Below are 25,624 nucleotides of genomic sequence, written 5' to 3'. Positions count from 1 at the left end.
TCATTAGTTAACTTTTAATATTTTTACTTCCATTGACTCTAAAGTGATCTCTCCATCTATAATTAATGATTTATCATTTAATAAATCTTGAACTTTACCTATCAGTGGTAATTTTATTGTTTCTGGACTCTTGTTATTATTAAAAATCGCTATACAAATATCATCATTATATCTTCTTGAAAAAGCTATAACATTATCTTCACAATAGATTTCTTTATAATCACCATAAACTAAAACTTTATTTTCTTTTCTTAATTTTATAAATTTTTTATAATAATCTAACATTTCTAAGTTTTGTTCTTCTTTATCCCATACCATACATTTTCTGTTTTGAGGATCATCTCCTCCGTCCATTCCAACTTCATCTCCATAATATATATATGGTATACCTAAATATGTGAATTGAAAAGCTACCGCCAGCTTCATTGCTCCAACATCATTACCTGCTTCTGTAAGAAATCTTTTTGTATCATGACTATCTATAAGGTTCCACATTTGTTTTGTAATTGAATCCATATAGAGCATTCTATTTAATCCTAATATATTAGAAAACTCATTAGCATTTATATATCTATGCCCAAAGAAATCACCTACTGCATTCTTAAAAGGATAATTCATAATACCATCTAATTGATCTCCTTTTAAAAATGAATTAGCTTCATGCATTATTTCTCCAATTATAACAGCATCACTATTTACACTCTTTATTCTCTTCTTAAAATCTCTCCAAAAATCGTGACCTATTTCATCACATACATCCAATCTCCATCCATCAATACCAATTTCTTTTATCCAATACTCACCAACATTTAATAAGTATTCTCTAAGTTCTTTGTTATTTGTATTCAATTTTGGCATATTTGAATGATTTGGTCCAAAAGTATAGTAGTTAATTTTCTCTTTACTTACCGGAAAACTATCTATAAAGTACCAATCTTTATATTTTGAGTCTTCTTGATTTTCTAAAACATCTTCAAAAGCAAAGAAATCATCTCCTGAATGATTAAATACTGCATCTAAAACTATCTTCATTCCTTTTTCATGACATTTATCTACTAATTCTTTTGCTACTTCTACTGTTCCAAATTGAGGATCTATATTAAAATAATCTGATGTATTATATTTATGCGCTGTATTTGATTTAAATATTGGCGTTAAATATACTAAATTTACACCCAACTCTTCTAAATAATCAAGTTTTTCTATAACTCCTCTAAGATCTCCACCAAACATTGTATTTAAAGTAACTTTTCCTCCCCATGGCAGTACACCTTCTGGGTTTATAGTAGGATCCCCATTACAAAATCTATCCGGAAATATTTGATAAGCTATCGCTTCTTGAAGCCATGGAACTTCTTCATATAAATCTTCTTTAGCTATATATGGATATATATAACTATATGCTTCTATATTATCACTTTTTGCTCCTCTTTCATTTAAATATGTTACATTGTTATCCTTATCTGTTAATTTAAAATAATACATATATCTATTTCTTTTTACAGATATATTTGCTTGAAAATAATCAAATAACCCCGCTTCTGCAACAACTTTCATTTCTTTAATTTCAAAAGGTAATTTTTCCATATATTTATCTTTATAATAAACTTCACATTTTTTTACTTCTCCCTTAGCAGTTCTAACTCTTAAAGTTAAAGTATCCATATCCTTAGCATAAGCATATGGTGCTTCTGTTGAATGATAAATTGCATATTTGTTCATGTTTCATCCCCCCAAGTATTCTTTACACTTGTATTATAACAAATTAATTTGCTTTTACTTGTATATAAATTATATAATATGTATATATTATATGTAATTTAATAATTTTATACTTAGGGGGGAAAATCATTATGTATGAACATTTTAAATCAGATGTCCACATTTTTAGTAATGATATCTTATTTTTAATAGATTTAAAAGCTAAACCTCAAATTCTTGAAATAGCTATAGACAAACATAAAGGAGAACTTATAGACCAACTTCCAATTGAAAATAAACGTACCGATTTACTAATTTGGAATGCTATCTATACTAAAGAAATAATAAAACATGGAATATCAACTAAATATCTTCATCCTATTTATAACAACTTTTATGACTTAATACCTAAATTAAATACATTAGAATCTCTACAAAAATTAGAACTAGATATGATTTCTACATATCTTGACTTACTAATAAATGATATAGAAGTTACAGATAATTTTGTTATTAATAGAATATTAAAGCACCTACATCTAAATATTGAGAGTCAGATTTCCTTAAAAAAACTTTCTCGAGATCTTAACCTATCAGAAGGATATATATCTCAATGTTTTAAAAAACACATGGGAATTACTGTAATGAAATATGCAAAAAAAATAAGAATAGAACGTGCTAAAGTTCTACTCTTAAGCACTAATGAAAGTATATTAGATATTGGACTAGCATTAGGATTCCATGATCAAAGCCACTTTTATAAAACTTTTAAATCCTTTACTGGTATGTCTCCATCAGACTATAGAAATAAAAATTATGGTTAAAATACTAGGCTGCTAAAAAGAGCTTAACTAATTCTTTTTAACAGCCTGTTTCTTTATGTATCTTCAGTAACAACTAATTTACTTTTTTCATAATTGTTAATTAAAAAACTGTACACTGACTTATAACTTTGCTAATAATTTAGAAATCTATTCTTCATCTTTCTTATTATCTAGTATTTCCCCTTCAATCCAATCTACAAATTGTTTTGCAGTTCTTGCTGATCTTCCATTATACCAAAGTTCCCACTTTTTAGCTTCTCTAAATAAATATTCTTCTTCTACTTCAAGTCCCCTAGACTTAACTAGTCCTTGTACAATCTCCAAAAATTTGTTTTGATCTGGAGCCATAAAAGATATAGTTATTCCAAATCTATCTGAAAGAGAAAGTTTCTCTTGAATAGTATCATTGGCATATATCTCATCACTACTATTACTAGACCCAAGTCCAGCTCTATCGGCAAAAGTTTCTTTCACTAAATGCCTTCTATTAGTTGTAGCATATATTATCATATTATCTGGTCTATTCTCTACGCCACCATCCAATATTGTCTTCATAGCAGAGTAACTATCTTCATTTTCTTCAAATACTAAATCATCTATGAATATAATAAACTTCTGTGGCTTATTTTTTAATAACCTAATTATCTTAGTAAAATCTTTTAAATTCTCTTTTTTTAATTCTATAAGCCTTAACCCCATAGAATAATATTCATTAATTATTGCTTTTACAGTAGAAGATTTACCAGTTCCTCTATCTCCATAAAGTAATATATTATTAGCTGAATATCCCTTTAAAAATCTTAATGTGTTTTTAATGATCTCATCTTGCTGACTTTCATATCCTATTAATTCAGATAGTGTAATTGGATCAGGTTTATCAATCCCCTTAAGCTTTCCTTCTTTATCACAGTTTTCCCACACAAAAGCTCTATATTTCGCAAATTCACCACAACCATAGCTTTTATAAAAGTCAATTAACATCTCTAATACATCATTCCAACACTTCTTTTTAAATATCTTTTCTTTAAATTTATAAATATCAGAATATGTGTTTTTATATCCAGCCTCCATATTCATATTCCATTCCATCATACTTCCTATAATTAATGATTCTTCTTCATCTAAATTATAGCTATCAATTATAATTTCTTTAATCTTTCTAGAGTTAATTTCAGATATTTCTTTGATGTAGTCTAACTCTTTACTAGCTACCTCTTTAACATAGCTTATTTTTTCTGTATTTCTTTTTTCAACCATTTTGCTTAATAAGTTATCTTCTGAAACTAGTTTATCTATCAAATACTTTTTAAGTGAATCACTACTATTACTTATAAGTTCGTATGCAAAATCATTATAACAATCCAATATTGCTTCTATATCTTTATCTTTATTATCTAAAATATCTATCATTCTATATAACTTTTTTATTACTTCATCTTCTCTTATAGAATTGAAAATACATAAAGATTTAATTTTCATCTTTGTTTTTTTTAATAATCTTTCTTCTGTTCCCATCTAAACATCCCCTTAAAATAACAATTTACTTGTCGCCTAATGACTTAAAATTATATTTATTTATAGCCTTACCTGCATAAATTTTTATTACAGACATTACTGGTGCTGCTAAAATCATGCCAACTATACCATAAAATCCTCCACCAATAGTTACTGCTAATATAACTAATAAAGGTGATAATCCAACTTTATTTCCAATAAGCTTTGGATCTAAGAACCATGCGTCAAACTGTTGTAATAATAATAAAAATACTAAAATTATTAAAGCTACTATTGGACTAGAGAATACATTAATCACAAAACCAGTTACAATACCAATAAACGGTCCGAAATACGGTATCATATTTGTAATTCCTACTATAACAGATAATAATAGTACATATTGCGATCCTAATACATTAAGCCCAACAAATGCCATAATAGCAATAATTAAAGAATCTATTGCCTTTATTCCTAAATAAGTTCCTATCATCTTATGTAAATTATTGATAACACCAATGAAGGAAATTCCTCTTTCCTCTTTTACAATTATAAATAAAATCTTTTTGAATAAATATATTATTTTTTCCTTATCATATAAAATATATATAGCTACTAAAAAGCCAAAAAAGAATTTAACAAAAGAGTTTGCAAAAGCTACTGTTGATGTCAATAACATATTTAATGTAGCTGCACTAATTTCACTTATTTTAGGAATTAGTGTATGTGGATTAAACTCTAGTACTCCAGAATCCAAAATACTCCTTATCGCATCATTCTTCATAAATTCATTAATCCATTCTTGAAGCTCTATTGACATATAAGGTATCTTCTCAATAAAATCTTCAACACTATAGTATAACTTTGGAAATAAATAAATAGAAGTAATTGCTATAACTCCTATCACAATGAAATAAGTACATAGTATGCTAATAGCTCTATTAAAATTTAATTTTTTTTCGAATAATTTAACAATTGGAGTTAATACATATGCAATTATTAATCCAAATACAAAAGGTTGAATCACTCCATAAAATTTTTCAAATACACCAGTAAAATATCCTATGTTATCTATTAGATTCATAAGAATATACGTTATTATAACAACACAAATCACTTTAATATATAACATATGTTTATATAAAAATTTTTTCATTTGATTTTCTAACTCCCTACCTTGATATTACTATATAATATAAAACATATACTTTTATTATTCTACTATATTAAATAATAGAAGTATATGTTAAAAATTTATTTTCCTTGATTTATTCTAGTTATATTATTATTATTATTTTGTAATATGACTTTTCCCTTTATTTATTAACATATTTTGGAGGCTTCAAAATGAAAATAATTATTGTTGGTGCTGGTAAAGTTGGTTATACTTTAGCTTCAAATCTATCATTAGAATATAATGATATTATTTTAATTGATATAAATAGCGAAAACTTATCCAAGGCTGAAAATTCACTAGATGTAATGACTCTCAAAGGTAATGGTGTTAGTGCAAATACCTTAATAGAGGCAGGAATAAAAAATGTAGACTTGCTTATAGCAGTAACTGGAAGCGATGAAATAAATATGCTATGTTGTCTAACTGGTAAAAAATTAGGTGTAAAATCCACTATAGCACGTATAAGAGATCCTAAATATGCAAAAGAATTATCTCTTTTTAAAGAAGACTTAGGATTAGATATGGTAATAAATCCAGAAGAAGCTGCTGCTGATGAAATAGCTCGTATTTTAACATTTCCTGGAGCTTTAAAATTTGAGAGCTTTGCTAATGGACGTGTAAGATTAACTAAAATTATTGTAAAAAATACTATGAATATTTGTAATGTAAAAATAAAAAATATTCATAAAATTACTGCTACATCTGTTTTAATTGCTGTAGTAATTAGAGATAATGAGCTTATAATCCCTTATGGTGATTTTGAAATTCATCAAAATGATCATATTTATGTAATTGGAAAATCATCACAAGTATATAACTTTTGTAAATTTATTAAAAATACATCGCTAAAAACTAAAAATGTTATGATTGTCGGTGGAGGAAAAATAACATATTATCTCTCAAAGTTACTAAATGAAATGTATATAAATGTTAAAATAATTGAAATTGACAAAAATTTATGTGAAGAACTTTCTGAGTCCCTTCCTCACACATTAATCTTAAACGGTGATGGAACAGACCCAGATTTACTATACTCAGAACACATAACCAATATTGATACATTTATAGCTCTCACAGGACATGATGAAGAAAACATAATTGCATCATTAATAGCTAAAAAAAATAATGTAGAACAAGTTATAACTAAAATAAGTCGTAGCAATTATTCGTCTATAATAAATAATTTAGAAATTGATAATGTTATAACCCCTAAAGAAATTATAACAGATGAAATTATAAAATATATCCGTGGTAACTCTGTAGAAACACTACATCGCATAGTAGATGGTCAAGGTCAAATCTTAGAGATTATTGCAAAAAATACTGATCATATAATAAAAAAGCCATTGTCTAAAATTAGTTTAGTAGATGGAGTTTTAATTGGGACTATTGTAAGAAAAAATGAAGTAGTTATTCCAACTGGTAAGGACATGATTTTCCCTGAAGATAGGGTTATATTAATTACAAGTAGAAACAATATATCTTCATTAAATGATATTGTTAACATTAATTCAGGAGGACTTCATAGTGAACTTAAAACTAGTATTAAGAAACTTGGGAATATTATTAGTATGTGAGGCCATCTCTCTTATTCCCTCATTAATAATATCAGCAATATATAGAGATGGAGACTTTTCTTCATTTCTTATTACAATAATAATAATATCCATATTGTCACTTATACTATTATCTATTAAGCCTGATTCAAAAAACATATATCCACGAGATGGCTTTGCTATTGTTGCTTTTGGTTGGATTTTAATATCCCTTTTGGGAGCTCTTCCATTTTACTTAAGTAAATCAATTCCATCTTTTGTAGATGCATTTTTTGAATCTAGTTCTGGTTTTACTACTACTGGAGCCTCAATTCTTTCACAAATTGAAGGATTACCTCACGGTATATTGTTTTGGAGAAGTTTCACTCATTGGGTTGGCGGAATGGGAATATTAGTATTAACTATAGCTTTACTTCCGTCTATGGGTATAGGCTCTATGCAAATAATGAAAGCTGAAAGTCCTGGTCCTGTAGTAGATAAGTTAGTGCCTAGATTGGGTAAAACAGCAAAAATATTATATTCAATCTATTTTTGTATGACAATGTTAGAAATATTTCTTCTGTGCATAGCTGGAATGCCTCTTTATGATTCTATAGTACACTCATTAGGTACTGTAGGTACCGGAGGATTCTCTATAATGAATTCTAGTATTGCTCATTATGATAGTGTATCTATAGATATAATAATTACAATTTTTATGATATTAAGTGGTATTAATTTTTCCTTATATTATCTTATTTTAAAAGGAAAATTCAAGAGCTTTTGGAAAAATGAAGAATTCAGATTATATATAAGCATTCTTTCTATAGCAATTTTGCTTATAACATTTGATTTATTAATGAAAAATACATATAAATCATTTGGAACTGCACTTAGATATTCTTCTTTCCAAGTTGCCTCTATCATGAGTAGTACTGGTTATGCAACGGCAGACTATAATACATGGTCTATTTTTAGTAAGGTTATACTTTTACTTCTTATGTTTATTGGTGGATGTGCCGGCTCTACTGGTGGTGGTATTAAAAATATAAGATTTTTAATATTTTTCAAAAGTATGAAAAACTCACTTTTACGTATTATCCATCCTCGTGGAGTATATACTGTACGAATTAACGATAAACCTATGGATGGAAAAACAGTTTCCGATGTTTTAGTTTATTTCTATATTTATATGACTGTTTTTACTATAGGTGTTATTATAATTTCTTTCAATGGTATGGATATAGGAACTACTGTTAGTTCTGTTCTAGCTACACTTAGTAATATTGGACCTGGTATAGAATTAGTCGGCCCTGCAGGTAACTACGCTGCCTTTTCGTCACTAAGTAAAATTACGTTTTCTATAATAATGATAATAGGAAGAATTGAAATATATCCTATCATTATTCTTCTATTACCTCAATTTTGGAAGAATAATTAATTTAAGCCTATATTCACTAGTGAATATAGGCTTATTAAAAATAATATCTATCTTCTATTATTTTGTTGTTTTCTTGCTCTTCTACAATCCGGACATCTTACTGGATCATTTTCAAATCCTTTTTCTTTATAAAATTCTTGTTCGCCTTCTGTAAAAACGAACTCTTTTCCACACTCTTTACATACTATAGTCTTATCTGGCATTATTATTCCTCCTTAAATATATCCTAACAATTTTATTATGCATCCATATAACAATATTTATTCATATAACTATAATATATACAATTAAAATATAAATTATTGAGTAGTACTAAATACTATAATATGATATTATATATTAACAAGTTAAAGTAATAAAATATATAAAGTAGGTGTATTATAAATGAATATAATGGAACTAGCTAAAATAGCTAAAAAAACTTCTATTAATTTAGCTGCTTGTGATACTGCAACAAAAAATAATGCTCTTAAAGCAATTGCTGAAGCGCTAGAAAAGAGAAAAGTAGAAATTTTTGATGCAAATAAAAAAGATATTGAAGCTGGTGAAAAAAGTAACTTAGCACTTCCTCTACTAAAAAGACTAAAATTTGATGACAATAAATTAAATGAAGTCATAGCTGGCATTAACAGCTTAATATCTTTACCAGATCCTGTTGGTGAAACACTATGGTGTAAGCAACTAGATGAAGATTTAGAATTATATAAGGTAAGTTGTCCAATTGGTGTTATTGGTGTTATATTTGAATCTCGACCAGATGCTTTAGTACAAATTTCCTCCCTTTGCTTAAAAAGTGGTAATGCTGCTTTATTAAAGGGCGGTAGCGAAGCTCTTAATACAAATAAAATACTTACAGAAATTATTGTTGAAGCTTCTACTAATGCTGGAATTCCTTCTGGATGGGTTCATCTTCTTGAAAGTAGAGATGATGTAAATGGAATGCTTAAATTAGATAAGTATATTGATTTACTAATACCTAGAGGTTCTAATGAATTTGTACAATACATCATGAATAATTCAACAATACCTGTAATGGGCCATGCCGATGGAATTTGTCATTGTTATGTAGATAGTGATGCTGATATAAAAATGGCCGTAGACATAGTTACTGACTCAAAAACTCAATATGTTTCTGTATGTAATGCAACAGAAACTTTACTAGTACATAAAGATATAGCTAAAGAATATCTTCCTCTACTAAAAAAGGAATTAGATAAAAAGAACGTTTCTTTGCTAGGATGCACCGAAACTACTAAAATAATTGATGTAGATTTAGCCACTGAAGAAGATTGGAAAACAGAATATTTAGATTATAAACTTTCTATAAAAATTGTAAATTCATTAGAAGATGCTATCGAACATATAAATACTTACGGCTCTGGCCATACTGATGCTATAATCACTAAAAATGAATCAAAGGCTAAAATTTTCATGGATCTTGTAGACTCTGGAAACGTATTTTGGAATTGCTCTACTAGATTCAGTGATGGATTCCGCTATGGATTTGGAGCAGAAGTAGGTATCAGTACAAATAAAATTCATGCAAGAGGACCTGTGGGACTTGATGGACTATTAATATATAAATATAAGCTTATCGGTCACGGAAACATTGTTTCTGATTATTCAAACAATATAAAAACTTTTAAACATAAAATGATAGACAAAGAATTTTAAAGTAATAAAACCAACACTTTAGGTGTTGGTTTTTATTACTTTAATTCCCTATACATAGCCTCTAATAAAGTATGAGTTTTATCTTGGCTATATTCCCAGAACATCATTCCAGCGATATCTTTTGACCAAACATATTTTCCTTTATATTTTATTGATTCTGGATCATCATAAGTAAAATAGGTATTACCATTATATAACCATGGAGCTTTAGCAATACTATCCCAATACCTTGTATATCCCTTTTCTACAATTAACTCATTATATATTCTTGTATAGGTATATTGCAATGATCTTGCAGTCTGTCCTAACATAACAGCCATATTGTTTTCCCATATATTAACATTAGTTAGTCCATAACCATAAAATGCCGCACCTATCATTATTTTTTTCTTATGCATTCCTGCCGCCATATATCTTTTTACTGTATTATCTACACTTCTTTTTGCTATAACAGGTTCACTATATAAATTAGTTTGGTATCTTTGTGTTAATAACTCTAGCCCCATTGCAAAATCGTAAGTCATTAAATTAGCATAATCTACAATATTAGATAGTTTCGCAACTTCTAAATTTCGTAATACACTATCATCAGATCCTACTGCCATAGTAAGAAGATACTTTTTGTCATTTTGCGTTCCTAATACATCTAATTGTGCCCGTATCTCTTCCATCATAAGGGTAAAATTATACTTATCCTCTGGTGAAGAAGCTATACCTGAAACTGATAATCCTGGATACTCCCAATCAATATCTATTCCATCAAAATCATATTTCAACATAAGTTGTATAGCCGAATTTGCAAAAACCTCACGTCCACTTGCTGTAGCTGCTAATTGAGAAAAGCCATCAGCTGCCCAACCTCCTATAGATACTAATACTTTAAGATCTGGATTATTACTTCTAAAAGCCAATAACTTATCTACATGAATCCAACTTTCAACAGCTTTTCCATTAGATATAGTAGCAAATGCATAATTTACTATATCCATTTTCTTAGCATCAGATGCAATTAATGAATCTGCACCCCAATCCGCTACATACCCTGAAATGATTTTACTCATTTTACTTCCCTCTATAATATTTCTTTCTATATATTATAGTTATTATCACCTAGATAGGGTTACACTTATTTAAAAGAAGAAACTTATTTTCATCAAAATCTACTATACACTTTCCACCATCTTTTAAAAATCCAAATAGTATCTCCTCTACTAACAATGTTTTAATATCTGAATTTATAACTCTTATTATTTCTCTTGCTCCGAATTCTTTTGATACTCCTTTTTCAGAAATTTCAAATATACTTTTTTCTGTAAATTCGATATCTATATTCTTTTTAACAAGTTTTTCCTTAAATTTGTCTAATTCCCTTTTAGTGATCATTAAAGCCATATCCTTATCTACATTATTAAAAACAATTATATTATCTAACCTATTTCTGAATTCTGGAGTAAATGTCTTTTTAACCTCTTCTTCAATTACTGTATCAAGCACCTTTCGTTCTCCAAACCCTAATAGATTCTTGCCTACATTTTTTGCACCAGCATTAGATGTCATAATTATTATTACATTTCTAAAATCAGCTTTTCTTCCTTGATTATCAGTAAGAGTAGCATAATCCATAACTTGTAATAAAACATTAAAAATATCTTCATGCGCTTTTTCTATTTCATCTAGTAATAAAACACAATGTGGTTTTTTTCTAATTGCATCAGTAAGTAATCCGCCTTCTTCATATCCCACATAACCAGGAGGAGCTCCTATAAGCTTAGATGCTGCATGCTTTTCTCCATATTCACTCATATCAAATCTAACTAATTCTATGCCTAATTCCTTAGCTATAGTTTTAGCTATTTCTGTCTTACCTACACCTGTAGGTCCTACAAATAACATTGATGCTACTGGTTTATTCTCATCACTTAAGCCGGCTCTAGATAATTTTATACATCTAGATACTTCTCTAATGGCATTTTCTTGTCCATATATATTTTTCCTCAAAGACTTATCAAGATTTCTTAAACTCTCTAACTCATTACTTTCAACTGTCTTTTTAGGAATTTTGCACACTCTTGATATAATCTCTTCTACTATTTCTTCACTTACATTATTTTCATCTTTATTAATATCATTTTGTATATTCATATAAGCTCCAGCTTCATCTATTATATCTATAGCTTTATCTGGTAAAAATCTATCATTTATATACTTATCACTTAAAACGACGGCTGATCTAATAGCTTCTTCTGAGTATTTAACATTATGATATTTTTCATAGGATTTTTTTAAACCCATCAAAATTTTTATTGTTTCTTCAACAGAAGTTTCATTGACTTCTACAACTTGAAACCTTCTACTTAATCCTTTATCCTTCTCAAAATACTTCTTGTATTCTTCAAAAGTAGTAGCACCAATAAACTTAATTTTTCCTTGAAGTAAATATGGCTTTAAAAGATTTGAAGCATCTAAAGAACCAGAATTTAAGGAACCAGCTCCAACTATATTATGTATTTCATCTATATATACAATAGGATTATCATAATCACTAATTTCATCTAAAATCTTTTTCATTCTTTCTTCAAAATCGCCTCTATATTTTGTACCAGCAAGAATTCCTCCAATATCTAAAGAAAATATTTCTGCACCCTTAAGTTTTTCTGGTACTTTTCCATCTTGAATCAATCTTGCTAATCCTAAAGCTATGGCAGTCTTACCTACTCCTGGTTCTCCTACATGAATAGGATTATTTTTAGTTTTTCTACAGAGTATCTCTATAGTTCTTCCTAGTATATCTTCTCTTCCTATCAATATATTTTCGTCACTATCTTTAACTAATTCATTAAGATTAGTAGTGTACTTGGTTAAAATCGGTAATCTATCATTAGATTCTTCCTCTTCATACTCTTCAATAAAATATTCTTCCCTATCTCTATGACACAAACTATACAATATATCTCTTTTACTTATACCCTGTTCTTCCAAATAAAATTTCGCAAAACTCTCTTCTAAATCAAATATAGCAGCAATTATATGTTCTATATCAACAATATGCTTACCTGAACTTACCACTTGGCTACTAGATATAAATAATAATTCTTGAAATGCCAAACTTTCTTCAGGTTCACCTTCATCTAGTTTAGTAACATAATTATCAATATAATTTTCAAGATTATCTCTTAATAACTTTACATCTCCACCACATTCTTCAATAGAACTACTAATATCTTCATTAAAAGTTGCCGCATATAATAAATGCTCTGGCGTTATATATTCACTATTACTATTCTTACACTTTTCATAAGCATTAAGAATAATTTCATTTACACCCTCTGTTATATTCATACCCTACTCCTTTTCTATAGTCAATTTAAATGGAAATCCTTCCTCTTTTGCAAGATCCATAGCCCTACTAACTTTAGTAACAGCTATATCATAAGTATATATACCAGCTATTCCTATACCTTTTTTATGGACATCCATCATTATTTTATTCGCTTCTCCTACATCTTTTTTAAATATATTTACTAAAACTGATAAAACAAATTCCATTGTCGTGTAATCGTCATTATGCATTATCACTTTATATAAACTAGGTTTCTTCACTTTAATCTTAGATTTTTCTGCTACATTTCCACTAGTCTCCATATCTATAGCCTCCATTCCTATATAAGAAAATTACTATAGAAGCTAGGAAGAATTTCCTAGCTTCTATAGTAATTATATATTAAATTCATTATATCTAACAATATTGTATACTTAAACATTTAGATACTTTCTTATAGATATACAACTTCCTATTACTCCAATTAGTGAAGCTATTAGTACCTCTATAGACATCAATTTTAAAATCATATTACTAATACTAGGTACAATAATATTATAATTTGTACTTCCAATATAATTAATAATATTGTCTTCTATTAAAGAATATCCTATTGAAATAACTATAACACTAATAACAGCACCAATTATACCCATTATAACACCTTCTATTATAAATGGTAATCTTACATAACTATTGGTTGCCCCTATATATTTTATTATACTAATTTCTTGTTTCCTCACAAATACTGAAATCTTTATAGAGTTTGCAATTAGAAATACTGCAGCTACTAACAGAAAACTCATTATTCCTATTCCTATTACTTTAACAATACTACTTGTTTTAGTTAAAAATTTTGTTATTAAATTTCCATTATCTATTTTATATATTTGCTCATATTTAGATACTTCGTTGCTTACTTTTTTTATAAAGTCCGCTCCTCTTACTTTTATTGAGAAACTACCTGGAATTGGATTTTCTTTATTCTCAGATACTACTTCAACAATTCTTTTCATTTCTTCATCATTATCATTGTCCAATGAAGTTTTATAGCTCTCTAAACCTTCTTCTGGTGAAATATAAATAACATTTTCTACTCCATCTATCTTACTAATAGAATTCTTTATAGTATCAATATCACCTTCTGAAACATCATCCTTTATAAACGCCATTATCTCAACAGAATCTTTCATATTTTCAACTAATTTATCTGTTAAGTTTATAGTGATATAGAAAGCTCCAAAAATTATTAATGAAATCATTACAGTGACAATAGATGCAAATGCCATTAATCTATGAGTAATAATATTTTTAGCACCTTCTTTTACAAGTCTTCTTATTGTTTTTAATTTCAAAGCTTATATCCTCCTTCAATATTATCATGAATAATCTTACCATTTTTCATTGATATTACTCTTTTTCTCATATTATTTACAACTTCTTTATCATGAGTAGCCATTAATATAGTTGTTCCACTTTTATTTACTTCATTTAAAATTTTTAAAATTTCTAATGTAGTTTCAGGATCTAAATTACCTGTCGGTTCGTCTGCTAAAATAAGTAATGGATCATTTACAATAGCTCTAGCTATAGCAACTCTTTGTTGCTCTCCCCCCGATAATTCTCTAGGATAGCAATTTAACTTATTCTTAAGCCCTACTTTTTCAAGAACAATTGGTACCCTTTTCTTTATATTATTTTCATCTGCTTCTACTACTCTCATAGCAGTGGCCACGTTTTCATATACTGTCTTTTCATTTAAAAGCCTAAAATCTTGAAATATCACTCCAAGTCTTCTTCTAAAATAAGGAATATCTTTATTTTTTAATTCTTTTATTGACTGACTATTTACATTTATATCACCACTTGTACAATCTATTTCTTTTAATATTGTTTTTATTAGTGATGATTTTCCTGAACCAGATGTACCTACAAGAAATACGAATTCTCCTTTATTTATTCTAAAATTGATATTATTGAGTGCTTGTACATCATTATCATATATTAAATTAACATTTTTAAAACTTATCATTTTTAATATCTCCTACAATTATTATATTTAGTTTAAATAATTCATTGGATCTACTGCAGTACCATTTACTTTCACCTCAAAATGAAGATGATTTCCAGTAGAACTACCTGTGGTACCAACTTTAGCAATAACTTGGCCCTTTTCCACTGTTTGTCCAACACTAGCAACTAATTGAGAGTTATGTGCATATAAAGTAGACAGACCATCACCATGATCAATTACAACAAAATATCCATATGAACTGTCGAACCTAGAAATTATAACCTTTCCAGATCTTGCTGCAACTACAGGTGTGCCTTCTGGCGCTGGTATATCTATTCCTTTATGAAAAGCTCCTGGTTTTCCAGTTATAGGATCTATTCTACTTCCATAGTAGGATGAAATATACGAGTATCCTGGTACTGGCCATAAAAAGCTTGTACTGTCTACAACTCCGTTATTATTGTTGTTATTATTGTTGTTATTATTGTTACCACTATTATTACTGTTACCACTATTGCTGCTATTGTTGTTGCTACTATTACTACTTGCTATTATATTCTTAATTTCTTCTTCAATAGCATTACCACGTAATTCCAGTTCTTTGATTTCATTTTCAGTTAACTTTATTTCATTTTCTAAAGCTTGTCTAGATGCTATATATGCAGTGACTTCTCCTTGCTTCTTTTCTAATAATGCAGTTAAATTTCCTTCTTCTTTTTCAACTTCTATCTTCTTATTATTTAAATCAATCTTTTTTTCTGCTAATACTTTTTCTTTAGACTCCAACTCTACCTGCAATACTTTAATTTCTTCTACCGCCCTATCACCACTTTTTATAAGATTAGATATAATTTCAAATCTCATAAGAAAGTTCTGAAAATTCTTTGCCCCTAATAAAAGATTGAGGTATCCACCTATTTGCTGTTCATAATCTATTCTTATTATCTCACTCATTATTTCATAGTTTTCTTCTATTTTTTCATGATTTTCTTCCATCTCAGATTCTAAATCTATCATTTCTTTTTCTATATTTTTTATTTCTGTATTTATATTACTAATCTTATTTTGAATTTCATTTAAACTACTATCTAAATCTGCAAGCTCCTTTTCTGTATCTGAAAGCTCTTTAGATGTATCTTTTATTTGATTTCTTTTTTCATTAATCTCACCTTTTTTTTCCTCTAATGTGTTCTCAATACTACTTTTCTTATTTTCTAAATCATTTACTGAAGTAGCATAAACATTATTATTTGCTATTACAATTGCTACTAATACTACTGCTATTGTTCTTTTCATATACCCTCCTCTTATGTATTAAATTTACTAATATAGAAGGCTATTACACAAAAACTTAAAATATTATTGTGTAATAGCCCCAACCTATTTTAACATATTAACTTAAATATATATATATTTAAAATTTACCTATAAAAAATATGGTTATCACAGTAATAAATGAAAACATATAATTGCATGCTACTATTTGACTTATTAATCGCACTGAATCATTTAAAAGAATCATAATATCAATATTTAACTTTAACTATTCATTATTATATCCATACTCTAAAAAAGAGCTGATGCACAATATTAACATATTGTACATCAGCTCTTTTCTTAACTCTAATCTATTCCTAGTATACTCTTAATTTCATTTTTGTAAGGATCAGCCTTAGCTCCAAAGATAGCTTGAATTCCGTTTCCTACTTCAACTACACCAGATGCTCCTAATCTTTTAAGTTCTACTTTATTTACTTTAGATTTATCCCTAACTTCCACTCTTAATCTTGTAATACATGCATCTACACCAACTATATTATCTTTTCCACCTAAAGCTTCTAATACTGCTGGAGCTTTTTCTACAATCTCATTTTTCCCCTCTTTAGCTAACTTATAGTCTTCCTTTGTATATAGCTTAGTTTCTTCATCATCTTCTTCTCTACCTGGTGTTTTTAAATTGAATTTCTTAATAATAAATGAGAATAGAAAATAATATATAACAGCATATATAACTCCCACTAAAAGTACCATATACCAATGAGTAGGAACTCCTGCCCCTGCTGGAAGTAATCCAAATAATATATAATCTATTACACCACCTGAAAAAGTCATTCCTACAAATACATTTAATATATCCATCAACATAAATGATAATCCCGCAAGTATACAATGCACTCCATATAAAGCTGGAGCTACAAATAAAAATGTAAATTCTATCGGTTCAGTAATTCCAGTTAAAAAAGCAGTTAGCGCTGCTGATGCTAATAAAGAACCTACCACTTTTTTCTTTTCTGGTCTAGCATTTTTATACATTGCAAAAGCTGCTGCTGGTAAACCAAACATCATAAATGGGAATTTACCTGACATAAATCTTGTAGTTCCTCCTACAATTGTAGACATTGTACTTGAATCTGCACCAACTAAACTTCCCATGCTTGATAATTGAGCAAAATATGCTGTATTTGCTCCATCTACAACTTTCCATGCACCATCAACTAAAATATTTCCTTCAACAAAATTACTAAACCAGAATGGTGTGTAGAATACATGATGTAGTCCAAATGGAATTAATGCCCTTTCTATTACTCCATATAAGAATGTACCAATAAACCCTGCATTTTTAACTAATTCTGCTACTATAGCTATACCATCTTGTATTATTGGCCATAAAAATGCTAGTATCGCTCCCATAACTGCCATAGCTAAAGATGTAATAATCGGTACAAATCTTGATCCTGAGAAAAATCCTATAACTTGTGGTAACTGAATATTATAAAATTTATTATGAAGTGTTGCTGTTACAATTCCTGTTATAATACCACCAAACACTGACATATTAAGTGTAAAAATACCTACTGACGTTGTAACATATGTTGAATAATCTCCAACTTTATCTGCTGTTACAACTCCTAATTGAGTTACTCCTAATCCTAAAAGTGTTGAAATAACTTGATTCATTACAATGAACCCAAAAACTGAAGCCAAAGCAGCTGTTCCTTTTTCCTTATTCGCAAGTCCCACTGCAACCCCTACTGCAAATAATATAGGTAAATTACCAAATATAATATTACCAATATCATTCATTACAGTTAATAACGCTTTAACGAAACCTATGTTTACAAACTTTATTAATGGTTCATAAATAGCTGGTGGATTATCTAATCCAGCAATTCCAAGAAAAGCTCCACCTATCCCTAACAATATACCAGCTATTGGTAATGCAGCTATTGGTAACATAATAGCTTTACCAATTCTTTGTAAAAACTTTAACATAAATGATTCCCCCTAATAAAAATTTATTATAATAGCAATTTTGCTATGCATAATCAAAATAAAAAGGCTAAAATATAAAAATGCACATACTATTGCATTTATATATTTTAGCCTTTGCCTGCCAAACAGTAACAACGCTACTTATATCTTATAATATTATCATAATACTTTTAAATAGTGTTGTAAATGTTTTCTTGGTAATTTTTTGATTTTTGTATATATGTCCAATATTATATATAAAAATTAAGAAGGACCTTCATATAATGAATTAAAAATAGTGCACAGTGAAGGTTAATTTTCCCCTGTGGGGAAAATATTATAGTCCTGCGGACAGCAGAATGTCTCCATTTTTACTATAGATAAGAAAATTATGCTGCAACTTACATGATCATTTTAAGAATCCATAATTCAAGCGACATGCCAGTACAACTGGCATAAGCCCTCTGTAACAACCTATTTAGAAAACTTAAACTTATTAAGAAACTCAGACCAAATTATGAGCTGTGACTTCGCATTTACAATCCCAGAAATTCCGCAGGAATTTCTACCATTACTGTGCACTAAAAAAGGCTTTCGCCTACAAATTTTCATTTGTTATTGCGAAAGCCTCTAACTTTACTAATCTATACCTAAAATATTTTTAATTTCATTTTTATAAGGATCAGCCTTAGCACCAAAAATAGCTTGAATTCCGTTTCCTACTTCAACTACACCAGATGCTCCTAATCTCTTAAGTTCTGCCTTATTTACTTTAGATTTATCTTTAACTTCTACTCTTAATCTTGTGATACATGCATCAACACCAACTATATTTTCTCCGCCACCTAAAGCTTCTAATACTGCTGGAGCTTTTTCAGCAATCTCACCTTTTCCACTTCCACCATTGTTAGTAGTGTCAGCATTTCCACCTTTAGCTGCTTGATAATCTGCTTTACTATATAATTTTACATCTTCTTCATCTTCATCTCTACCAGGAGTTTTTAAATCAAACTTCTTAATTATGAATGAGAATAATACATAGTATACTACTGCATATATTGCACCAATTAAAAGAACCATATACCAGTTAGTTTTAACACCTGCACCAGCTGGAAGTAATCCGAATAATGTAAAGTCGATTACACCACCTGAGAAAGTCATACCAATGAATACATTGAATATATCCATTAACATAAATGATAAACCTGCAAGAACACAGTGTACTCCATATAAAGCTGGAGCAACGAATATAAATGTAAATTCTAATGGTTCAGTAATACCAGTTAAGAAAGCTGTAACCCCAGCACCAACTAATAATGAACCTACTACTTTTCTCTTTGATGGAGCAGCACATCTATACATTGCAAAAGCTGCTGCTGGTAAACCAAACATCATGAATGGGAATTTACCTGCCATAAATCTTGTAGTTCCTGATACAATTGTTTTCATTGTCTCAGTATCAGCACCAACTAAACTTCCCATACTTGATAATTGAGCAAAATAAGCAGTATTTGCACCATCAACTACTTGCCATGCACCATTAACTAATATATTACCTTCAACAAAGTTACTGAACCAGAATGGTGTATAGAATACGTGATGTAATCCAAATGGAATTAACGCTCTTTCTATTGTTCCATATAAGAATGTTCCAATAAATCCTGCATTTTTAACTAATTCTGCTACTATAGATATTCCATCTTGAACTACTGGCCATGCAAAAGCAAGTACTGAACCTACTACTGCCATTGCTAAAGATGTTACTATAGGTACAAATCTTGATCCTGAGAAGAATCCTATAACTTGTGGTAATTGAATATTATAAAATCTATTGTGAAGTAATGATGTTACTAAACCTGTAATAATACCACCAAATACTGACATGTTAAGTGTAAATATACCTACTGATGTTGTAACGTATGTTGAATAATTTCCAACATTATCTGCTGTTAAAACTCCTAGTTGAGTCACTCCTAATCCTAAAAGTGTTGAAATAACTTGATTCATTACAAGGAAACCAAAAACTGATGCTAATGCTGCAGTTCCTTTTTCCTTATTTGCAAGTCCTACTGCTACTCCAACTGCGAATAGTATAGGTAAGTTACCAAATACTATATCTCCTATATTTTTCATTACTGTTAAAATTGCATTTACAGCATCAATGTTTACAAACTTTATTAATGGTTCATAAACAGCTGGTGGATTATCTAATCCAGCAATTCCAAGAAAAGCTCCACCAACACCTAGTAAAATACCAGCTATCGGTAATGCTGCTATTGGTAACATAATAGCTTTACCAATTCTTTGTAAAAATTTTAGCATAAATAATTCCTCCTATAAATAATCTTTAGTTTCTTAATAGTTTTCTCTCTTGTTAAGTTTCCCTATTAAGTCCTTTGCTATTCTAATTATTACAACAAAAAAAGGCTAATAATAGATATATACATAGAAAATCAATGTATATCTAAAATTAGCCTTTGCCTGCATAATCAGTAACAACGCTCGTCTTACGACTTCTACATGATATCATGACTTTTTCTTCTTGTAAAGGTTTTTCTTTTAAAAATATACTGTAATACGTAGCCATATATTGTTTATCTATCCTAATGCAAAAATTTGAAAAATTTACTACAGAAACAAGTAACCGTTTACTCTTTTATTCACAATTAAAAAAGTATTCACTTTTCTACAATTTAAAGTTATAATACCTCATAGGAAGAAAAATAATATTACAATAAAATATTTTTCTTTAATATATCAATAAATTAAATTTAATAATATGGAGGTTACATAATGTTAGTTTCAGCTAAAGAAATGTTAACAAAGGCAAAAGCAGGTAAATATGCTGTTGGTCAATTCAATATCAATAACTTAGAATGGACAAAAGCAATATTATTAACTGCTCAAGAAAACAACTCTCCAGTAATCTTAGGTGTATCTGAAGGTGCTGGTAAGTACATGGGAGGATATGACGCTATCGTTGGAATGGTTAACGGATTAATCAAAGGATTAAACATCACTGTTCCTGTTGCTCTTCACTTAGATCATGGTAGTTATGAAGGAGCTTTAAAAACAATTGAAGCTGGATTCTCTTCAGTTATGTTTGATGGTTCTCACTACTCAATCGAAGAAAATATTGAAAAAACTAAGGAATTAGTAAAAATAACTTCTGAAAAAGGAATTTCTTTAGAAGCAGAAGTTGGTTCAATCGGTGGAGAAGAAGACGGTGTTGTTGGTGCTGGTGAAATCGCTGATCCACAAGAATGTAAAGCAATTGCTGATTTAGGAGTTACTATGTTAGCTGCTGGTATCGGTAATATTCACGGACAATACCCAGAAAATTGGGCTGGATTAAGCTTCGAAGCTTTAGATAACATCCAAAAACTTACTGGTGATATGCCATTAGTTTTACACGGTGGTACTGGAATTCCAGAAGATATGATCAAAAAAGCTATATCTTTAGGAGTTGCTAAAATCAACGTTAATACTGAATGTCAATTAAGCTTTGCAGCTGCTACTCGTGAATATATAGAAGCTGGTAAAGACTTACAAGGAAAAGGATTTGACCCACGTAAGTTATTAGCTCCTGGTTTTGAAGCAATCAAAGCTACAGTTAAAGAAAAAATGGAATTATTCGGTTCTGTTAATAAGGCTTAATTATATAAAAAAAATTGCGTCAGAGTTTACTGTCGCAATTTTTTTTATACCTATATGCTACAATTTAAAACTATTTAAATACAACAAAATAAAATTTTATTATATGAAAATACTATATATAAACACTAATATAACCCCTGGTAATCCCAAGAATCCACTTATTAATGATGTCCAAATATTTACTACAAGAGTTATTCCTATATATGATCCAAAATAATTAATTATATTTAAGGTAACCATTCCAACAATACCATTAATAAGAATCTTAATCGGTAACTTCAATATTTTTAATACCATATATAATAATAAAATTCCAACAATACCTGCAATTATCAAATCTAAATTCATATTAAACACCTTCTTACTAATTAATTTATCTTAATAATGTAAAAGATTTTTTATATTCACCACAATTTTTTCATAATATTATATACTCATCTTTAAAATAACTTATATTATATATAATAACATATCACGAGCTTAAAAATATATAGTTTTTCTGTTTTTCTTATAGTAACAACCTTAATATGATTTGTATAATATATAAATGAATTAATTATATTAAGGAGAGTTTAAATGATTCCTACTGAAAAAATAGATGAATTTAACAATCTACTAAACAATTATATCACAGATATGCCTATATTATATAGAACTGTCGATTTTTTTCAAAAATCTTTAGAGGGTAATCTCTCCTTAGATGGAATTGAATTTTATCTAAAGAACTATACAGGCTTATCCGAAAATCAATATAATACTTTATTAGATTATTTCAAAGAAATATTATGTTTTATACCAAAAGACAACACTATAATAGATGAAAATAAATTAATAAGTGTAGTTATACCTACCTATAATCAAAAAGGATTTCTACAAGAAGCTATTAATAGTGTTCTATCACAATCTTATAAAAATATAGAATTAATAATAATAGATGATGCATCTAACGATGGTACTGAAGAAATAGTAACATCAAAATATGGTGATAATGATAAAGTTTCTTATTATAAAAATAGCAGTAATTTAGGAACTGGTAAAACTATAGTAAAAGGTTATAATCTAATAAAAGGTGATTACTTTGTCGTAATGGGTCATGATGACTTTTATATAGATATGGACTTTTTTAAAAATGCTATAAAACTATATAATGATCATGAAAATATATCTTTTATATGTGGTGGTGTGCTTATATCTAATACAAAATATCATTCTATAGAAAAAGCAAAAGTAAACTTACCTTTTATTACTAATGGTAAAGAATACTTTGAAAACTTATTACTAAATCAATATCAACTTCCTAATTGCTCAATTCCTACTATATTCAACAAAAAGCTTTTAGATAAAACAAACCCCGGCAATAGTATATCTCTTGATGATGTAGAATTATATATGAAAGCATTATTAACAGGGGATGCTATAATGCTAAGTAATTTTGTATCTGTCTATAGAGTTCATGGAAATAATAGTAGTTTTAATTATCCTATATCAGCTTTATTAAATTCATTTGATTCAAGATTAGAAATCCTACATTCTGCAATTAATGACTATAACATTGATGAAAATGTAGTAAAAAATTTGCACTTTAGACTTCTAAATACTAGTATTCCATGGTATTTTGCTTCTTCAAAAGTTTCTAAAGAAGATTATACCCTTCTTATTGACTGGCTAAATTCTAATGCTTTAGATTATTTAAATAATAATCTAAATTATTTAAATCACGTTTGTATAAATAATAATTCTTAATAAAAATGCTCTATGTAAATTTTACCATATTTCTTAATTTACAATAAGACATTAAAATTTATTGTAATTATCATTAAAAAGATGATCTCTCTGTTGTATAGAAATCATCTTTTTTAATTTCTAAAAATATCAATATAGTATTAACTATATAAAACATCTATAGGTTATTAAACTATTTTATTATTTTAAACCCCAATTTCTTATATAAACATATAGCCTCTATTCTAAAAGCATCTGTTTTTAATACCACTCTCTTTTCCCCTTTATCTACCATATATAGCATAGCAGCTATAACTACAATTTTAGATAACCCTCTTCCTCTAAATTTACTATCTACAGCCACCATATGCAAATATCCTGTTTTCTCGCCATATTCAGGTCTATACCAAGCTGTAGCAGTGGCTATAACTTTCCCCTTATATTTCAAAATAAAAACTCTATCTCTAGAATATACACCTTCATTTTTTAAATTTTCATTTATATCGCATTGAAAATTAAAAACCTCTGAAATCAACTTTTCCCATTGCTTTTCATCTTCTATACTTTCAATTATTCCTAAACTATATTCTTCTGGTATATCTAAATTTTCGCTATATCCATCTAAAAACTTCTCCATAATAATTTTATTTGTCATATCATTTTTCTCCATTTTTTTTAGCAAAAAATTCTGTAATTTTACTTGTAATATAAATAATTTCTTTTTCTTTTAATCCATAATACATTGGTAACCGTAATATTCTTTCGCTTTCTTTTGTAGTATAATTATCCTCTCCATAAAACCTTCCGTACTTTTTTCCAATCTTTGATGAATGTAGTGGTATATAATGAAATACTGTCAACACTCCATTAATTTTTAAATAATTGATTAACCGATCTCTTTCCTGTATATCCTTAACCTTTATATAAAATATATGACCATTAATCTCACATTCATCAGGAACAAAAGGTAATTCTATTAAAGATTGTTTTTCTAATTCCTTTAGATTCTTATAATAACATTTCCAACTATTAACTCTATCAAAATTTATTTTATCAACAATTTCTAACTGTGGATACAAATATGCTACATTTATTTCACTAGGTAAATATGAGGAACCTATATCTACCCATGAATACTTGTCTACTTCTCCTCTAAAAAATTTACTTCTATCAGTACCCTTTTCTCTAATTATTTCAGCCCTTTCAATAAATCTTTCATCGTTTATTAATAGTAGCCCTCCCTCTCCCATAGAATAATTCTTGGTTTCATGAAAACTATAGCATCCAAGATTACCTATAGTTCCTAAATACATATTGTTGTATTTACTCATCATTCCTTGTGCAGCATCCTCTACCACATATAAATTATACTTTTTTGCTATTTTCATAATCTTATCCATATCACAACTAACACCTGCATAGTGAACAGGTAATATAACTTTTGTTTTTTCAGTTATTGCTTTTTCAATAATATCTTCATCTATATTCATAGTATCAGGTCTAATATCTACAAATACTATTTTTGCACCTCTTAGAACAAATGCATTAACAGTTGATACAAAAGTATATGAAGGAGCAATTACTTCATCTCCAGGCTTTATATCACATAATAATGCTGACATCTCTAATGCATGGGTACATGAAGTAGTAAAAAGCACCTTTTTAACATTAAACTTCTTTTCAAACCAACTAGAACACTTTTTTGTAAAGACACCATCACCTGAAATTTTTTTCAAATTTATAGCAGATTTAATATTGTCTATTTCTTTTCCTGTAACAATAGGTTCATTAAAATTAATCATATTTGCCTTCCT

General features: G+C 28.4%; 21 protein-coding genes. 6 read left to right on the top strand and 15 right to left on the bottom strand.

Annotated elements, in window-relative coordinates; genetic code table 11:
• Positions 1-3 precede the first annotated feature (3 nt).
• Positions 4-1,722 (bottom strand): alpha-glycosidase, encoded by a 1,719-nt coding sequence (locus CM240_RS05485; protein WP_044037219.1) that lies wholly within the window; start codon positions 1,720-1,722, stop codon positions 4-6.
• A 131-nt stretch (positions 1,723-1,853) separates the two neighbouring features.
• On the opposite strand from CM240_RS05485, the gene CM240_RS05480 reads away from it, so the two are divergent.
• Positions 1,854-2,525, top strand: a complete 672-nt coding sequence (locus tag CM240_RS05480) for a helix-turn-helix transcriptional regulator (protein WP_044037217.1) — start codon at positions 1,854-1,856, stop codon at positions 2,523-2,525.
• Between the two features lie 147 nt (positions 2,526-2,672).
• On the opposite strand, the gene CM240_RS05475 is transcribed toward CM240_RS05480, so the two are convergent.
• Together CM240_RS05475 and CM240_RS05470 are read right to left on the bottom strand one after the other, a co-directional pair.
• Complete coding sequence (locus tag CM240_RS05475; RefSeq protein WP_044037215.1) at positions 2,673-4,040, bottom strand: ATP-binding protein; 1,368 nt, start codon at positions 4,038-4,040, stop codon at positions 2,673-2,675.
• 25 nt (positions 4,041-4,065) lie between these two features.
• Positions 4,066-5,175, bottom strand: a complete 1,110-nt coding sequence (locus tag CM240_RS05470; protein WP_044037214.1) for an AI-2E family transporter — start codon at positions 5,173-5,175, stop codon at positions 4,066-4,068.
• Positions 5,176-5,366: 191 nt separating this feature from the next.
• Here CM240_RS05470 and trkA point away from each other — a divergent pair, with 191 nt between their 5' ends.
• A complete protein-coding gene (trkA, locus tag CM240_RS05465) occupies positions 5,367-6,773 on the top strand; it encodes a Trk system potassium transporter TrkA (RefSeq protein WP_044037212.1) in 1,407 nt (468 codons plus the stop codon).
• On the top strand, positions 6,724-8,172 hold the full coding sequence (locus CM240_RS05460; RefSeq protein WP_044037210.1) for a TrkH family potassium uptake protein: 1,449 nt from the start codon (positions 6,724-6,726) through the stop codon (positions 8,170-8,172). The genes trkA and CM240_RS05460 overlap by 50 nt, the downstream gene beginning before the upstream one ends.
• A 47-nt stretch (positions 8,173-8,219) precedes the next feature.
• On the opposite strand, the gene CM240_RS05455 is transcribed toward CM240_RS05460, so the two are convergent.
• Positions 8,220-8,375 carry a zinc-ribbon domain-containing protein gene (locus CM240_RS05455; protein WP_044037208.1) on the bottom strand — a complete coding sequence of 52 codons (156 nt, stop codon included), beginning with the start codon at positions 8,373-8,375 and terminating at the stop codon, positions 8,220-8,222.
• A gap of 181 nt (positions 8,376-8,556) precedes the next feature.
• On the opposite strand from CM240_RS05455, the gene CM240_RS05450 reads away from it, so the two are divergent.
• The gene (locus CM240_RS05450) at positions 8,557-9,846 is read left to right on the top strand and encodes a glutamate-5-semialdehyde dehydrogenase (protein WP_044037206.1); all 1,290 of its coding nucleotides are present in this window, start codon (positions 8,557-8,559) and stop codon (positions 9,844-9,846) included.
• A 35-nt stretch (positions 9,847-9,881) separates the two neighbouring features.
• Here CM240_RS05450 and CM240_RS05445 read toward each other — a convergent pair whose 3' ends face one another.
• The 8 genes from CM240_RS05445 to CM240_RS05410 all read right to left on the bottom strand — a co-directional run bounded on the left by CM240_RS05445 (position 9,882) and on the right by CM240_RS05410 (position 20,753).
• The gene (locus tag CM240_RS05445) at positions 9,882-10,907 is read right to left on the bottom strand and encodes a glycoside hydrolase family 18 protein (RefSeq protein ID WP_044037204.1); all 1,026 of its coding nucleotides are present in this window, start codon (positions 10,905-10,907) and stop codon (positions 9,882-9,884) included.
• 49 nt (positions 10,908-10,956) lie between these two features.
• Positions 10,957-13,185 carry an ATP-dependent Clp protease ATP-binding subunit ClpA gene (gene clpA, locus CM240_RS05440; protein ID WP_044037203.1) on the bottom strand — a complete coding sequence of 743 codons (2,229 nt, stop codon included), beginning with the start codon at positions 13,183-13,185 and terminating at the stop codon, positions 10,957-10,959.
• A 3-nt stretch (positions 13,186-13,188) separates the two neighbouring features.
• A complete protein-coding gene (locus tag CM240_RS05435; protein ID WP_044037201.1) occupies positions 13,189-13,488 on the bottom strand; it encodes an ATP-dependent Clp protease adaptor ClpS in 300 nt (99 codons plus the stop codon).
• Positions 13,489-13,599: 111 nt separating this feature from the next.
• Complete coding sequence (gene ftsX, locus CM240_RS05430; RefSeq protein ID WP_044037200.1) at positions 13,600-14,520, bottom strand: permease-like cell division protein FtsX; 921 nt, start codon at positions 14,518-14,520, stop codon at positions 13,600-13,602.
• Positions 14,517-15,197, bottom strand: coding sequence for a cell division ATP-binding protein FtsE (gene ftsE / locus CM240_RS05425; RefSeq protein WP_044037199.1), 681 nt, complete (start codon positions 15,195-15,197; stop codon positions 14,517-14,519). Before ftsE ends, ftsX begins: the two co-directional genes overlap by 4 nt.
• 27 nt (positions 15,198-15,224) lie before the next feature.
• Positions 15,225-16,475 (bottom strand): murein hydrolase activator EnvC family protein, encoded by a 1,251-nt coding sequence (locus CM240_RS16795; protein WP_051483714.1) that lies wholly within the window; start codon positions 16,473-16,475, stop codon positions 15,225-15,227.
• 327 nt (positions 16,476-16,802) lie between these two features.
• Complete coding sequence (locus tag CM240_RS05415; protein ID WP_044037197.1) at positions 16,803-18,452, bottom strand: PTS transporter subunit EIIC; 1,650 nt, start codon at positions 18,450-18,452, stop codon at positions 16,803-16,805.
• Between the two features lie 618 nt (positions 18,453-19,070).
• Complete coding sequence (locus tag CM240_RS05410) at positions 19,071-20,753, bottom strand: PTS transporter subunit EIIC (protein ID WP_044037195.1); 1,683 nt, start codon at positions 20,751-20,753, stop codon at positions 19,071-19,073.
• A 471-nt stretch (positions 20,754-21,224) separates the two neighbouring features.
• Here CM240_RS05410 and fba point away from each other — a divergent pair, with 471 nt between their 5' ends.
• On the top strand, positions 21,225-22,088 hold the full coding sequence (fba, locus tag CM240_RS05405; RefSeq protein WP_044037193.1) for a class II fructose-1,6-bisphosphate aldolase: 864 nt from the start codon (positions 21,225-21,227) through the stop codon (positions 22,086-22,088).
• 99 nt (positions 22,089-22,187) lie between these two features.
• Here fba and CM240_RS05400 read toward each other — a convergent pair whose 3' ends face one another.
• Complete coding sequence (locus tag CM240_RS05400; protein ID WP_044037191.1) at positions 22,188-22,436, bottom strand: pro-sigmaK processing inhibitor BofA family protein; 249 nt, start codon at positions 22,434-22,436, stop codon at positions 22,188-22,190.
• A gap of 228 nt (positions 22,437-22,664) precedes the next feature.
• Here CM240_RS05400 and CM240_RS05395 point away from each other — a divergent pair, with 228 nt between their 5' ends.
• Positions 22,665-23,831 carry a glycosyltransferase family 2 protein gene (locus CM240_RS05395; RefSeq protein WP_044037189.1) on the top strand — a complete coding sequence of 389 codons (1,167 nt, stop codon included), beginning with the start codon at positions 22,665-22,667 and terminating at the stop codon, positions 23,829-23,831.
• Between the two features lie 172 nt (positions 23,832-24,003).
• Here CM240_RS05395 and CM240_RS05390 read toward each other — a convergent pair whose 3' ends face one another.
• Entirely contained in the window at positions 24,004-24,465 is a 462-nt protein-coding gene (locus CM240_RS05390; protein WP_044037187.1) for a GNAT family N-acetyltransferase, read from the bottom strand.
• 1 nt (position 24,466) lies between these two features.
• Complete coding sequence (rffA, locus tag CM240_RS05385) at positions 24,467-25,612, bottom strand: dTDP-4-amino-4,6-dideoxygalactose transaminase (RefSeq protein WP_044037185.1); 1,146 nt, start codon at positions 25,610-25,612, stop codon at positions 24,467-24,469.
• Positions 25,613-25,624: the final 12 nt, after the last annotated feature.

Source organism: Clostridium bornimense (assembly GCF_000577895.1).
In the GTDB taxonomy this organism is placed as follows: Bacteria; Bacillota; Clostridia; order Clostridiales; family Clostridiaceae; genus Clostridium_AN; species Clostridium_AN bornimense.
This window is presented reverse-complemented; position numbering and strand designations above follow the sequence as displayed.